Here is a 15,374-nt window from a genome sequence, read left to right on the forward strand (position 1 = left end):
AACAAAAAAAAGCGCTTCTGAAATTAATCAGAAACGCTTTGTATTTTAAATCTTCTGTCTTACCGACCGAAAATTATTTTTCTTCTTTTACTTCTTCGAAGTCAACGTCAGTAACGTTATCGCCACCAGCTTGAGGCTGACCATCAGCTTGTGGTTGTTCACCACCGCCTTGAGGTTGCTCACCAGCTTTGTACATTTCTTCTGATGCTGCATTCCATGCATTTTGCAATTCAGCTTGTGCTGCATCGATGTCTGCGAAGTTACGTGATAAATGCGCTGCTTTCAATTTCTCTAAACCAGATTCGATTGGCGCTTTTTTATCCGCAGATAATTTATCACCAAACTCTTTCAATTGTTTTTCAGTAGAGAAAATTAAAGCATCTGCACCGTTAATTTTGTCAGCTTCTTCTTTAGCTTTTGCATCGTCTGCTGCATTAGCTTCAGCTTCTTCTTTCATTTTTTTGATCTCAGCATCAGTTAAACCTGAAGACGCTTCGATACGGATTTTTTGCTCTTTACCAGTAGCTTTATCTTTAGCACTTACGTGTAAAATACCGTTAGCATCAATATCAAAAGCAACTTCTACTTGAGGCACACCACGAGGTGCTGGTGGAATACCATCTAAAATGAAACGACCAATTGTACGGTTTTGGTTAGCCATTGGACGCTCACCTTGTAAAATATGGATTTCTACTGAAGGTTGGTTATCAGCCGCAGTTGAGAAAGTTTCTGATTTTTTAGTAGGGATAGTTGTGTTAGACTCAATTAATTTAGTCATTACACCACCCATAGTTTCGATACCTAATGATAAAGGTGTAACGTCTAATAACAATACATCTTTAACATCACCAGCTAAAACACCACCTTGAATAGCAGCACCAATTGCCACAACTTCATCAGGGTTAACACCTTTACTTGGCTCTTTACCGAAGAAAGCTTTAACCGCATCTTGAATAGCAGGAATACGGGTTGAACCACCAACTAAAATGATCTCGTCGATATCGCTTGTACTTAAACCAGCATTTTTCAAAGCCGATTTACAAGGATCGATAGTACGTTTAATTAAATCACCAGCCAATTGCTCAAATTTAGCACGAGATAAAGTACGCACCAAGTGTTTAGGCCCGCTCGCATCAGCAGTAATGTATGGTAAGTTAATTTCAGTAGAAGTTGTGCTAGATAACTCAATTTTAGCTTTCTCAGCAGCTTCTTTTAAACGTTGTAAAGCCATTGGATCTTTCGCAAGGTCCATGCTATTTTCCGCTTTAAATTCGTTAGTTAACCAATCAATAATAATGTGGTCAAAGTCATCACCACCTAAGTGCGTATCACCGTCAGTAGATTTTACTTCAAAAACACCATCACCTAATTCTAAAACAGAAACGTCATGAGTACCACCACCGCAGTCAAACACAACAATTTTCATGTCTTTGTGTGCTTTGTCTAAACCATAAGCTAAAGCAGCTGCAGTAGGCTCGTTAATGATACGTTTAACAGTTAAACCTGCAATTTCACCAGCTTCTTTAGTCGCTTGGCGTTGTGCATCATTAAAGTAAGCTGGTACAGTAATAACCGCTTCAGTAACTTCTTGTCCTAAGAAATCTTCAGCAGTTTTTTTCATTTTTTGTAGAATCATTGCAGAAATCTCTTGTGGAGTATATTTTCTGTCGTCGATTTCTACACGTGGTGTATTGTTATCACCTTTAACCACTTTATAAGGTACACGTCCAGCTTCTTTCGCACTTTCGTCGTAGCTGCTACCCATAAAGCGTTTAATCGAGTATATCGTTTTTGTTGGGTTGGTTATAGCCTGACGTTTAGCAGGCTCGCCAACTTTACGCTCACCGTTTTCTGCAAAAGCAACAATAGACGGTGTAGTACGTTTACCCTCACTGTTCGCGATAACTACAGGCTCATTGCCCTCCATTACGCTCACGCAAGAGTTTGTTGTTCCTAAGTCTATTCCAATAATTTTTCCCATTGTATTTTTATTTTTCTCTTTTAAAGTATTATAATTTCTACTCCTATTAAACAATGCTTGTGCCAATTGGTTTTTGGCAGATAATATGAGTAATTGACTGATAAAATGTGAAAAATAGCGCAAATTGATACTGACAGCATGACAGAAAGCGATGTGATTAGATTATGGTGCTATCCGCTATTTTAAAATAATTTGAAAATGAACGTTCGAATCACGTCGGGAACACCTGCCCCGCTAAACGCTATAGTCCCGATGAAAAATCGGGAGCTGCCGCTTTTATCGGGTTTAAGAACCAATTTTTTTACACTTAACAACCTGCCAAGCAAACCACAACCATTCAAAGTAGCGACGAAGGGGCCTCAGAAGATTTGGAAGTAAATACCCATAAATCTTGGGTACAACGTCGTTCATAAACCACTGAAACAAGAAATCCTACGCGTGTTGTAGAAATGTCCAAAACCCACTAAACCTTCCCACGACTTAGGATTGCGAAAAAAGATTTATGGCGGATTTGCAACAAAGCTTCGCAAGCCTTGATTTTTGTTTCTTTTTATCAAGAAAAAGAAAAAAGCCCGCCTGGCTAAGACAAAAAAATCTCACGCTTGCGAATAAAATTGTTAACCAGTGCTACCCCTCCCATACCACAAACATTCAAAGTAGCGACGAAGGGGCCTCAGAAGATTTGGACGTAAATACCCATAAATCTTGGGTACAATGTCGTTCATAAACCACTGAAACAAGCAATCCTACGCGTGTTGCAGAAAAGTTCATACCCCACCAAACCTTCCCACGACTTAGGATTGCGTAAAAAGATTTATGGAGGATTTACAACAAAGCTTCGCAAGCCTTGATTTTTGTTTCTTTTTATCAAGAAAAAGAAAAAAGCCCGTCTGGCCAAGACAAAAAAATCTCACGCTTGCGAATAATATTGTTAACCAGTACCACCCCTCCCACACCACAACCATTCAAAGTAGCGAAGATTGGCATCAGAAGATTTGGACGTAAATACCCATAAATCTTGGGTACAATGTCGTTCATAAACCACTGAAACAAGCAATCCTACGCGTGTTGCAGAAAAGTTCATACCCCACCAAACCTTCCCACGACTTAGGATTGCGTAAAAAGATTTATGGAGGATTTACAACAAAGCTTCGCAAGCCTTGATTTTTGTTTCTTTTTATCAAGAAAAAGAAAAAAGCCCGTCTGGCCAAGACAAAAAAATCTCACGCTGCGGATAAAATTTACAATCATTGTCACCCCTCCCACACCCCAACCATTCAAAGTAGCGAAGATTGGCATCAGAAGATTTGGACGTAAATACCCATAAATCTTGGGTACAATGTCGTTCATAAACCACTGAAACAAGAAATCCTACGCGTGTTGTAGAAAAGTTCATACCCCACCAAACCCTCCCACGACTTAGGATTGCGTACAAAGATTTATGGCGGGTTTACAACAAAGCTTCGCAAGCCTTGATTTTTGTTTCTTTTTATCAAGAAAAAGAAAAAAGCCCGTCTGGCTAAGACAAAAAAAATCTAAGCTGCGGATAAAATTTACAATCATTGTCACCCCTCCCACACCCCAACCATTCAAAGTAGCGACGAAGGGGCCTCAGAAGATTTGGACGTAAATACCCATAAATCTTGGGTACAATGTCGTTCATAAACCACTGAAACAAGAAATCCTACGCGTGTTGCAGAAAAGTTCATACCCCACTAAACCTTCCCACGACTTAGGATTGCGAAAAAAGATTTATGGCGGATTTGCAACAAAGCTTCGCAAGCCTTGATTTTTGTTTCTTTTTATCAAGAAAAAGAAAAAAGCCCGTCTGGCCAAGACAAAAAAATCTCACGCTTTGCGAATAAAATTGTTAACCAGGTGCTACCCATACCACAACCATTCAAAGTAGCGAAGATTGGCATCAGAAGATTTGGACGTAAATACCCATAAATCTTGGGTACAACGTCGTTCATAAACCACTGAAACAAGCAATCCTACGCGTGTTGCAGAAAAGTTCATACCCCACCAAACCTTCCCACGACTTAGGATTGCGTACAAAGATTTATGGCGGATTTGCAACAAAGCTTCGCAAGCCTTGATTTTTGTTTCTTTTTATCAAGAAAAAGAAAAAAGCCCGTCTGGCTAAGACAAAAAAATCTCACGCTTTGCGAATAAAATTGTTAACCAGGTGCTACCCATCCCATACCACAACCATTCAAAGTAGCGGAGATTGGCCTCAGAAGATTTGGACGTAAATACCCATAAATCTTGGGTACAATGTCGTTCATAAATCACTGGAACAAGAAATCCTACGCGTGTTGCAGAAAAGTTCATACCCACAAAAGCCCCCCATAACATACCACAACCTTTCAAAGTGGCGAAGATTGGCATCAGAAGATTTGGACGTAAATACCCATAAATCTTGGGTACAATGTCGTTCATAAACCACTGAAACAAGCAATCCTACGCGTGTTGCAGAAAGGTTCATACCCCACCAAACCTTCCCACGACTTAGGATTGCGTACAAAGATTTATGGCGGATTTGCAACAAAGCTTCGCAAGCCTTGATTTTTGTTTCTTTTTATCAAGAAAAAGAAAAAAGCCCGTCTGGCTAAGACAAAAAAATCTCACGCTTGCGAATAAAATTTATAACCACTGCTACCCCTCCCATACCACAACCAATCAAGGTAGTGACGAAAGGGCCTCAGAAGATTCGGACGTAAATACCCATAAATCTTGGATACAATGTCGTTCATAAACCACTGAAACAAGCAATCCTACGCGTGTTGCAGAAAAGTTCATACCCCACTAAACCTTCCCACGATCTAGGATTGCGTACAAAGATTTGTGGAGAATTTACAACAAAGCTTCGCAAGCCTTGATTTTTGTTTCTTTTTATCAAGAAAAAGAAAAAAGCCCGTCTGGCCAAGACAAAAAAAATCTTCTAAAAACAGCCACCATGAATAATCTAAATTATCGTATATTCAAATAACCAAACGAAATTGAAATGCAATTAATAGCACAAATCATGATTGGCTTAGTGGCCATCATCCACCTCTACATTTTATGGTTAGAAATGTTTGCTTGGACAACCAAAGCGCCCAAGGTTTTTAAAAGCATTCCAAAAGAATTATTTCTGCCTACAAAAACCTTGGCGGCTAATCAAGGCTTGTATAATGGTTTTTTGGCAGCTGGTTTAATATGGTCGTTATGTACAAGCGATCATCACTGGAAACTTTATGTTGCTGTGTTTTTCTTATGTTGTGTGATCATCGCAGGCATTTATGGGGCAGCGACCGCAAGTAAAAGGATTCTGTATGTGCAAGCTATTCCAGCGTTAATTGCTTTAATTTTAGTGCATCTTTAGCAAATTTACGTAGAACGGAAAAACCGGAATAAGCCATCTGCCTTACCTCTCTTATATGGTTATATTTTGATTTTATATGTTAAGCCTAAGCAATCTATACTGCATAAATTTTGCTTGTTTATAAATCCAACAATCTTTCCAAATGATGATGACCAATACCGAAATACGCTTTGCTCGCTTTAATTTTTAGCAAAATTTCTTCTTTCCTTTCGTTTTCCGCTTTTGAATTCAAGCTTTCAGCCCTCTTCACGCCTACTACAAGTACATTTTTGGGTGTGTGCGCATCAGAAATAAATTCGAACACTTTAGTTTTATAGCCAAAGTATTCTAAAATTAGCGCACGAATGCCATCGGTAACCATTTCGGCCTGGCGCTCTAAAAAAATGCCGTACTTCGTTAAAAACGATACATCATTTTTCACTTTGTTTTGCTCGATTTCCCTGCGAATTTGTTTGTGGCAACAAGGCGCAACCACGATTAAATCTGCATTTGCTTTTATTCCTTTAAAAATGGCATCATCAGTAGCGGTATCACAAGCATGTAGAGCAATCAGAAGGTTCACATCATTAGCATCATAATCTTCAATCGTACCTTGCACAAAACTCAAATGTCCAAAAGCAGATTTTTGAGCAACTGCATTGCACAAATCAACCATATCCTGCCGATATTCTACCCCAACAACTTCGGTATTGAGGTTTAAAACCGAATGTAAATAATCATACAAGGCAAAAGTTAAATAACCCTTACCCGAGCCCATATCTACTACTTTCTTAATTGTTCCTGTAGGCAGTTCTTTAATTAAGGCACTTAAAATCTCGATGTAATGATTAATCTGACGGAATTTATTTTGGGCATTTTTAAAAACTTTGCCCGCTGTATCCGTAATTTTCAAATCGGTTAAATACGATTTTGAATCAGCCGTAATCAACCTGGCTTTCTGCTTATCATGGCTGGCAGCTGGAGCCTCTTTAATTGTTGGCGCTATTTCACGTATAACTAGCTTACCGTTGTTCAATTCCTCAACAATTAAATCCCTATCGGTTGTAAATAATGTTGCAATTTTGAAGCCCGTGTTTAAATATTCAGCAATTAAATTAACGCCCTCGGTGTAAGAAAGATTCTTTACAACATCCCGCGTTTTGTAGCGAAATGTAAAAGCCAATTTTTCTTCCCGCTTTATAATAACTTTCCGAACAAGAATTTGCTTTAATGCCTCTTCCAAACCTTTGTAATTCCCTAGAGAAATCTTCACGAAGTTTTGCGATTCTAAACTTAAAGATAGGGCTGAAATAAACTGTTCTATATGTTCTGAAAATACCATTGATGAATTTTAAAGCACAAAGATAAACCAATTTTTTTTGCTACAATCGCTATGAAACATAATGTAACAATTACACGACCTACCCACAACACATCAACCATCAGATTTTGAATAATGTTCGTGAATCATTTCTATATAATTTACAGGCAAGCTTTTACTAATTCGATTTAGGAAACATTCAAATAAAGAATGTTTGTAATCATTCCAAAAAAGGAAATCCAAAAAAATAAGCTTTTAATTCACAAATTTTAACTTTAGATTAGAATATCCTTTCATTTCTAAATTTAATCTATGAGTGAATTTCAGATAAAAAAATCGCCTACCGTTTACGATGCAATTGTTGTTGGCTCAGGTGCTGGTGGTGGCATGGCCGCCTATGTACTGGCTAATGCAGGGCAAAAAGTTTTAATGCTCGAAGCAGGTCAGTATTTCGACCCGCGATTAGACTCCCATCAATTAAAATGGCCTTGGGAATCCCCACGTCGTGGTGCAAGCACAGTCCGTCCCTTTGGAGATTTTGATGCTTCTTACGGTGGTTGGGAACTTGAAGGCGAGCCCTACACTCAAAAAAATAAAACAGAATTCGAGTGGTTCAGATCCCGAATGCTTGGCGGCCGCACTAACCACTGGGGCAGAATTTCCTTGAGGATGGGTCCACAAGATTTTAAACCAACCGATGGCTTAACCGATGATTGGCCAATTACATATAATGATGTTAAACCATTTTATGATAAGGTAGACCGAATGATTGGGATTTATGGAACAGCAGAAGGTTTAGAAAACGAACCCGACGGAATTTTCATGAAACCACCAAAACCCCGTTTAAATGAATTGTTTATCAAAAAAGGAGCAGAAAAAGCGGGTGTAAAGGTAATTACGGGTCGTGGCGCGGTAATGACAGAAGCCATTAAGGGCAATAACGATCGTGCACCTTGTTTCTATTGCGGACAATGCGGAAGAAGCTGTAAAGTTTATGGCGATTTCTCTGCATCATCTTGTTTGGTTATACCAGCGGTAAAAACGGGGAATCTAACCGTAATCACCGATGCAATGGTTAGAGAAGTGATTACCGATAAAGACGGTACCGCCAAAGGAGTTTCTTATGTAAATAGAAAAGATTTACAAGAATATCAAGTTAATGGTAAGCTCGTAATTCTGGGTGCCAGTGCTTGCGAATCTGCACGTATTCTTCTAAATTCCAAATCTTCCGCCCATCCAGGTGGCTTGGCCAATAGCAGTGGTGTAGTAGGAAAATATTTACACGATTCTACAGGTGCTGGTGTTTACGGATTTCTTCCCCAACTAATGGACAGAAAACGTTACAATGAAGATGGACTCGGAAGTGTGCACATTTACTCTCCTTGGTGGCTAGATAATAAAAAATTAAATTTCCCTCGTGGCTATCACATTGAATATGGTGGCGGAATGGGTATGCCATCTTATGGATTTGGTGGAGGCGTTTCAAAAATAAATGGAATGGTGCCCGATCGCAACGGCAATAAAAAAGAAGCTGGAGGATATGGAAAATCGTTAAAAGATGACTACCGTCGTTTCTATGGCACAAGCGTAGGGATGGCTGGCAGAGGTACAGCAATTGCTCGAGAAAACAACTACTGCGAAATTGACCCGAATGTGGTGGATAAATACGGAATTCCGGTATTAAGGTTTAATTATACTTGGGCAAAAGAGGAGATTCTTCAAGCAAAACACATGCAAGAAACCTTTCTTTCCATCATGAAAGAAATGGGTGCAGTGGTTACTTCAGAAATCCATGGTGCCGATACCAATTATGGCTTATTAAATCCGGGTAAAATTATCCATGAAGTTGGAACCATTCGCATGGGCGACGACCCAAAAAAATCGGCTTTAAATAAATACTGCCAAGCACACGATTGTAAAAATTTATTTGTGGTAGATGCTGGCCCCTTTGTTCAGCAGGGTGACAAAAATGCCACTTGGACAATTCTAGCCCTATCTATGCGCACAGCGGAATACATTTTAGCACAAAAGAAAAAACAAAACATATAGAATTATGAATAGACGTGATTCCATAAAAGCACTCGGCATAACCGCAATCAGTACAACTGTATTGGTAGAAGCCTGTAAACAGCCCGAAACCAAAACAGAAATTGCCAAACCAGAAGAAACCGCCAAAGAGGCAGGACGTGAACAATGGGAAATCGATAGAGATAAAAATCTTAAATCTGCCACATTCTTCACCAAACACGAAATGGCAACCATAACCGTTTTGGCAGATATCATTATTCCTAAGGATGATGTTTCTGGCAGTGCCTCAGATGCTAAAGTTCCAGAATTCATCGAGTTTATCGTAAAAGATATTCCAGAACACAAAGTGCCAATGCGTGGCGGACTCAAGTGGCTTGATATTTACAGCTTCAATAAATTCCAGAAATCTTTTGTAGAAGCTTCAGAAAAAGAGCAAATATCAATTGTAGATGAAATAGCTTATCCTGCCAAGGCAAGACCAGAAATGCAGGCTGGAGTTGCCTTTTTTAACAGAATGAGGGATTTAACGGCGTCAGGTTTTTACACTACTGAAATCGGCGTTAAAGACATTGGCTATGTCGGAAATTCTCCAAATCAATGGGCTGGCGTACCCGATGACGTGTTAAAACAGTACGGCATGGAGAATGTGAAAATATAAAATGTAAGAAATATGCGCTAAAGCAAAGTGGGGAACATAATCGCTTACCTTCTCCACTTTGCTAGCCATTAGTTACTTAAAACTTATTCAATAATTAAAATCAAGCCTTTCCCCTTTTCAATAGAGATACCTTCACTTCCCATATAATTTTGAGCTGCCTGAAATTTTTCGATAGCAGGAACAGAAATCTTGGCCTTACTGGCATCTAATCCCAATTTATTCCAATCTAAAGTTAAATTTACTACGGTATCGTTTTCCGCCCAACTTGCAATTGCAATGAGTGCCTTACCCGGCTTTTTATACACAGTAGCCAATATTTTTGGGTTATCTGTTTTCGCGGGCGAATTATCGCTCCAATAACCAATCATAGACGAACCTTTCATCCCGAAAGCGTCCCACACTTTCCAAAGTGGTTTAGGATCGCTACCAGGATTCCAACCCAGTCTGCTGGTCATACCATAAATCAATCCACGCCATTGGTTACCATTATCCTGCAACATTTCGCCCATTAAACCAAAAGGTACACCACTTACTTCAGTTAAAAAGAAATCTGGATTGTTTGTCTCATAATCGAAATATTCGCCAAACCAAAGCCGATTTAGGTAAGGAAAATGCTCCATGTATAAAATGGCGCTGTTATTAAATCCATCGTTTTTATTGTACTGATTTGCAGAATGTAAATCGATGATACCTGGATGCCCGTTGTTCGTTAACACCCGCTTGATCCTTTTCATCGTTACCCGATCAAAAGCAACATCATCCAAATAAACCCCATCAATGCCAACATTATTGGTTAACCAATTCATCCCTTCCACATAATAGTTGTGCCAGCGATTCATCCCGCTGTTGATGATGGCAGCATCCTTAATCTGTGGCACAAACCAAGCTGCGATGTAATTAGTATCCAAATGTTCTTGCAACCAGCTAAAACCACCGCCTTTACCCGCTGAATAAACTTCCATTCCTAAACTTCTTAAGGCAGGTAACTCGTAAGCATGGTTGGAAAGTTCTCGAACAGTATTGTAAATCTTAACTTTCAGCCCTTTGTTATGTGCTTCATCAATATAAGCCTTCATTTTTTTCGATTCAATAAATGGATAATTAATCCAAGGATTGATGGGTGTTGCATGATGTATGTTTACTACTGTCGCACCAGTTGCTTTGATAGAATCTAAATTCCCATACTTGTGGTAAAAACGATTCTCCCATTGGAAATCGGTATCCAACAAATGAAAAGGGGTAATGAGCAAGTTGAAATTGTAGTAAAGTACCTCCCCCTTTCTCATGCTTCTAGCACCAGTAAAATTATCGGCGAGCATAGAACTTCCCTTGATATTAATTTGGATACCTCCCTTATTGTCATTGCCCCAAGATTTGGGCAAGCGCAATGGTTTTTGCAAGTAGAAGTTTGTATTGAGCGGGCGAACGTAATGCTCATCCCTTAAATTGTAATAAAGCCCTGCATTTACGTTTCCAATCCAAACAGCATCCTGATTTTTATGTGCCACATCCCATTTCCATCTAAGAGTATCTGGCCTTAGCCCGCCCTTTTCACCAAGCCCCATTAAATATTTTGTTGATCTTTTATCAAATGGAATGTGGAAATCAATGTTACTGAAATCGACATCGTTTAACGCCGTAACTTTAACTTCATAGTGCACATACCCATCAAACTCCAAACTGGCCTCTAAATCCATTTTTAGGTTAGGAGATGTGTTGGCTGCTGTCCACTTTACAGTGCCAGATTCTTTAGAAATTATGCTAAAATTACTTGAAACAAATTTCTCTTGTGTTTTTGGCGTATTGTAAAAATGAAAGTGGATGGGTTCTGCCAATAAGTTATTTGGTTTTTCGGTGTATGCCGTCATTTCAGAATTAAAAAACGTTTGAATCTGCTTTGGAAATCCATCCGTATTTATTTCGAATTTCCTACCCAATAAAGAAATTATGTTTCCATTCACTTGCAACGATGTATATGGCGCTACAACTGTGTTTTGCTGAGCCAAAGTAGAATTTAGCCAAGTTAGGCGGGTTTGTTTATTCGGCGTTGATACCCCGCCGTCAGGTAAGATTTTGCTTCCAATCGTCAGTTTAACATCTACTGGATATGATTTACCCTCAGCCTTTACAAAAAATTTACCTGTATATAAACCAGCGATTGTTTGCTTCGGAACATTAACGGTAATCCACAAGGCTTGTACATTCCCCAAAGAAAGGCTAATCCTTTTCTTTAATGGCCTACCATCATAGGTGATTCCATCAGTATTTATGCAGCTTATGTTTTTTGAAGATATAATTTTACCATTGGACGATTTCAAATCACCCAAAATCACTTCTACATTGTTGAGGTCTCTTAATGCAAAAACGCCTAATTGTAAAGCATAGTTTTCGCCCTTTTCGGCAAAGCCAGTAAATGAATTTGATGCGCCCTTAACGATCCAGCGATAAGGTAAATCCTTAACCATCTTTATTGGAAACATTCTGTCCTCTGGAAATATCAAAAATGGTTTCCCCTTGTGCTGAGCTTTTAAGGCATTTGTTTCCTTCGCCGTCGCAATGATCTCCATCGGATAAAAAGAATTAAATGCATCAGTGGATTGAAGGGCTATAACCGTACAGTTAACCGAGGTGTGCTTCGATTTACTCACTTGCTGCGAATCAGATTTTAAATAGATACCCTTGGGATAATTGTTCCGTCCTTCATCTTGATAAGGCATGTAGTAAACGTAATATTTACCTTTTTTTGGGGCATCAAAATAAACATCAACACCTTCCCTGCTAAAATTGGCTAAACCCTCAATAGAAACCTTGTTTCCTTCAGAATCATGAATAATGACCTTTTTTAACTCTGGGTGTTCATCTCTCCTTCTCCAATTAATTTTTGCATGAGCAATTTTGCCGGGACCGTTAAATTGAAGCATCGCCCTATGGTTGCCTAAAGAATCTGGATTCCATGCATTATTGCCATTGGAATATTGATGAATTTGACCGAAAACAGCTAAATGAGAGAATAGCGCGATTATTAGAAAAAACCTAAATTTCATTTCAAATTTATTTGAAGCTAATTTATAGATAGCATTCCTAAAAAGCACTATGTAATGAAAATATGAGAGAAACTTTTGTCCTATTTCCCAAAACAATGGGAGTTATGAAAGAATCATTCCGATTTAGGCACAAAAAAAAGTCCTGCTCTTTTGAACAGGACTTAATACTTTAAGGGGAATTAGATTATTCTCCTTTTGGCTCTTCAGTTGCAGGAGCTTCTTCAGCAGGAGCAGCTTCTTCAGTAACTTCTGCTTTCGCTTCAGTAGCTTTAGGTGCAGCAGCAGCTTTACTTCTACCACGACGAGTTGTTTTCTTTTCTTCTTTAACTTCTACGTCTTTACCGTAAACTGTATTGTAATCTACCAATTCAATTAAAGCCATTTCAGCGTTATCACCTAAACGGTTGTTTAATTTAATGATACGAGTATATCCACCCGGACGATTTGCAACTTTCTCAGCAATTTCGCGGAATAAAATAGTTACTACTTCTTTATCTTGTAAGTAAGCGAACACTGTACGACGAGAGTGAGTTGTATCATTTTTTGATTTTGTGATAATTGGCTCAACATAAGTACGTAAAGCTTTAGCTTTAGCTAAAGTTGTTGTAATTCTTTTGTGCAAAATAAGTGATGATGCCATGTTGGCTAACATCGCCTTTCTGTGGCTTGCGGTTCTACCTAAGTGGTTTACTTTTTTACCGTGTCTCATTGTTTTTTAATTGAGTGCATACCGTCTCTTACCGAGGGAATTATGCACTGTGAAAAATTATTTATTTTAGTTGGGTTTCTAACAGATGCCTAAGCATCAAAATAAAAACTTACGACTAATCTTACTCTTCGTCTAACTTGAATTTAGACAGGTTCATACCGAATGATAAACCTTTTGATTTTACAAGCTCTTGAATCTCTGTTAAAGATTTTTTACCAAAGTTTCTGAATTTTAACATATCAGCAACATCGTAAGAAACTAAATCAGCTAAAGTGCGGATATCAGCAGCTTTTAAGCAATTTAATGCTCTAACTGAAAGATCCATATCTACCAATTCAGTTTTAAGGATTTTACGCATATGTAAAATTTCCTCATCAACTTCTTTAGTTTCCTCTTTAGCTTGAGATTCTAATACCAAGTTCTCGTCAGAGAATAACATAAAGTGTTGGATAAGAATCTTAGCCGCCTCTTTTAATGCTTCTTCTGGGTGAATTGAACCATCAGTAGAAATATCTAATACCAATTTCTCATAATCCGTTTTTTGTTCAACACGGAAATTTTCAATTGTGTATTTAACGTTTTTCATTGGTGTGTAGATCGAATCGATAGCGATAACACCTACAACAGCATCAGCAACTTTATTTTCTTCAGCAGGAACATAACCACGACCTTTGTTGATGGTTAATTCCACTTCTAAAGTTACAGATTTGTCCATATTGCAAATTACATGCTCAGGATTTAAAACTGTAAAGTTGTTAGAGAATTTAGTAATATCACCAGCTTTGAATTGATCTTGACCGTTAACAATGATGAAAACTTTTTCAGCATCACCAGAATCACCAGTTTTTTTGAAACGTACTTGTTTCAAGTTCAAAATGATATCAGTTAAATCTTCTACAACACCTTTCATGGTAGAAAACTCATGAGAAACGCCTGAAAAACGAATAGTAGTAATAGCATAACCTTCTAATGAAGAAAGTAAAATTCTTCTTAAGGCATTACCAATTGTTACACCGAAACCGGGCTCTAAAGGACGAAATTCAAATATGCCATCGAAATCAGTTGATTTCTGCATGATCACTTTGTCTGGTTTCTGAAATGCTAAAATTGCCATTTATATTTTTTTAAATTCGTTATTGAATATATAGTAACATGAAAAAAGTTAATTACCCTTTCGAGGTAATTAACTAGATCATTTATTACTTTGAGTATAACTCGATGATTAAGTTTTCCTTAATGTTTTCAGGAATCTCGTCGCGTTGTGGATAAGTTAAGAACTTACCTGTTAACTCTCCAGCATTCCACTCTAACCAAGCAAATTTATTAATTGTTCTGCCTGCAACTGAGTTACTAATTGATTCTAAAGATTTAGATTTCTCACGAACCGCAATCACATCACCAGCTTTTAACTGATATGAAGGGATATTTACAACTTCACCATTCACGGTTACGTGTTTATGGCTAACTAACTGGCGTGCACCAGAACGGGTTGTTGAAATACCTAAACGGTAAACTGTATTATCTAAACGTGCTTCTAATAATTGAAGTAAGTTATCTCCAGTGATACCTGCACGTGAAGATGCTTTTTTAAACAAGTTACTGAACTGTTTTTCCAATACACCATAAGTGTATTTTACTTTTTGCTTCTCCATTAACTGGATTGCATATTCAGATTGTTTTCCTCTTCTTTTTGATGAGCCATGTTGCCCAGGAGGATAATTTTTTCTGTCTAACACTTTATCAGGACCGAAGATTGGTTCTCTGAATTTACGTGCAATTTTACTTTTTGGGCCTGTATATCTTGCCATTTTTGTTGTTTTTTAAAGTATCATTCAACCTGTAGCTGAAGATTCTTAGCTTTAAAATTAATTAAACTCTTCTCTTTTTAGGAGGACGACATCCGTTGTGTGGAAGTGGAGTGATATCTTTGATAGATAAAACTTCAATACCTGCTACTTGTAAAGTTCTGATTGCAGATTCACGACCTGAACCTGGACCTTTTACAAATACTTCAACTTTACGTAAACCTAAGTCAAACGCAACTTTACCGCAATCTGAAGCTGCTTGACCAGCTGCATATGGTGTGTTCTTTTTAGAACCTTTAAAGCCCATTTTACCAGCTGACGACCATGAAATGGTTTGTCCGCCGTTGTTTGTTAAGGTAACGATGATGTTGTTGAAAGTAGCATTGATATGAGCCTGACCAACAGGTTCGATTACAACGATACGTTTTTTGGTTACTTTTTTACTCTTAGCCATTTTTTCTTTTAGATTTTAGATATGAGAC

At 38.2% G+C, this 15,374-nt stretch carries 10 protein-coding genes; 3 read left to right on the forward strand and 7 right to left on the reverse strand.

Annotated elements, in window-relative coordinates; genetic code table 11:
* Positions 1-73: 73 nt before the first annotated feature.
* The gene (gene dnaK, locus DHW03_RS13225; protein WP_109926628.1) at positions 74-1,981 is read right to left on the reverse strand and encodes a molecular chaperone DnaK; all 1,908 of its coding nucleotides are present in this window, start codon (positions 1,979-1,981) and stop codon (positions 74-76) included.
* Positions 1,982-4,988: 3,007 nt separating this feature from the next.
* Between dnaK and DHW03_RS13255 the strand changes: the two genes are divergently transcribed.
* Positions 4,989-5,348 carry a DUF1304 domain-containing protein gene (locus DHW03_RS13255; protein ID WP_109926326.1) on the forward strand — a complete coding sequence of 120 codons (360 nt, stop codon included), beginning with the start codon at positions 4,989-4,991 and terminating at the stop codon, positions 5,346-5,348.
* A 118-nt stretch (positions 5,349-5,466) separates the two neighbouring features.
* Here DHW03_RS13255 and DHW03_RS13260 read toward each other — a convergent pair whose 3' ends face one another.
* Positions 5,467-6,669, reverse strand: a complete 1,203-nt coding sequence (locus DHW03_RS13260) for a class I SAM-dependent methyltransferase (protein WP_109926327.1) — start codon at positions 6,667-6,669, stop codon at positions 5,467-5,469.
* Positions 6,670-6,960: 291 nt separating this feature from the next.
* Between DHW03_RS13260 and DHW03_RS13265 the strand changes: the two genes are divergently transcribed.
* Positions 6,961-8,697, forward strand: a complete 1,737-nt coding sequence (locus tag DHW03_RS13265) for a GMC family oxidoreductase (RefSeq protein ID WP_109926328.1) — start codon at positions 6,961-6,963, stop codon at positions 8,695-8,697.
* A 4-nt stretch (positions 8,698-8,701) separates the two neighbouring features.
* The gene (locus DHW03_RS13270; protein WP_109926329.1) at positions 8,702-9,334 is read left to right on the forward strand and encodes a gluconate 2-dehydrogenase subunit 3 family protein; all 633 of its coding nucleotides are present in this window, start codon (positions 8,702-8,704) and stop codon (positions 9,332-9,334) included.
* 83 nt (positions 9,335-9,417) lie between these two features.
* Here DHW03_RS13270 and DHW03_RS13275 read toward each other — a convergent pair whose 3' ends face one another.
* The 5 genes from DHW03_RS13275 to rpsK form a co-directional block, all read right to left on the reverse strand.
* Complete coding sequence (locus tag DHW03_RS13275; RefSeq protein WP_109926330.1) at positions 9,418-12,378, reverse strand: glycoside hydrolase domain-containing protein; 2,961 nt, start codon at positions 12,376-12,378, stop codon at positions 9,418-9,420.
* Positions 12,379-12,562: 184 nt separating this feature from the next.
* Complete coding sequence (rplQ, locus tag DHW03_RS13280; RefSeq protein WP_109926331.1) at positions 12,563-13,087, reverse strand: 50S ribosomal protein L17; 525 nt, start codon at positions 13,085-13,087, stop codon at positions 12,563-12,565.
* Positions 13,088-13,208: 121 nt separating this feature from the next.
* Positions 13,209-14,201: a DNA-directed RNA polymerase subunit alpha gene (locus DHW03_RS13285; RefSeq protein ID WP_056097531.1), complete on the reverse strand. Its 993-nt coding sequence runs from the start codon at positions 14,199-14,201 to the stop codon at positions 13,209-13,211.
* Between the two features lie 85 nt (positions 14,202-14,286).
* The gene (gene rpsD / locus DHW03_RS13290; RefSeq protein WP_109926332.1) at positions 14,287-14,895 is read right to left on the reverse strand and encodes a 30S ribosomal protein S4; all 609 of its coding nucleotides are present in this window, start codon (positions 14,893-14,895) and stop codon (positions 14,287-14,289) included.
* A 61-nt stretch (positions 14,896-14,956) separates the two neighbouring features.
* Entirely contained in the window at positions 14,957-15,346 is a 390-nt protein-coding gene (rpsK, locus tag DHW03_RS13295; RefSeq protein WP_109926333.1) for a 30S ribosomal protein S11, read from the reverse strand.
* Positions 15,347-15,374: the final 28 nt, after the last annotated feature.

It is taken from the genome of Pedobacter yonginensis, assembly GCF_003173595.1.
In the GTDB taxonomy this organism is placed as follows: Bacteria; Bacteroidota; Bacteroidia; order Sphingobacteriales; family Sphingobacteriaceae; genus Pedobacter; species Pedobacter yonginense.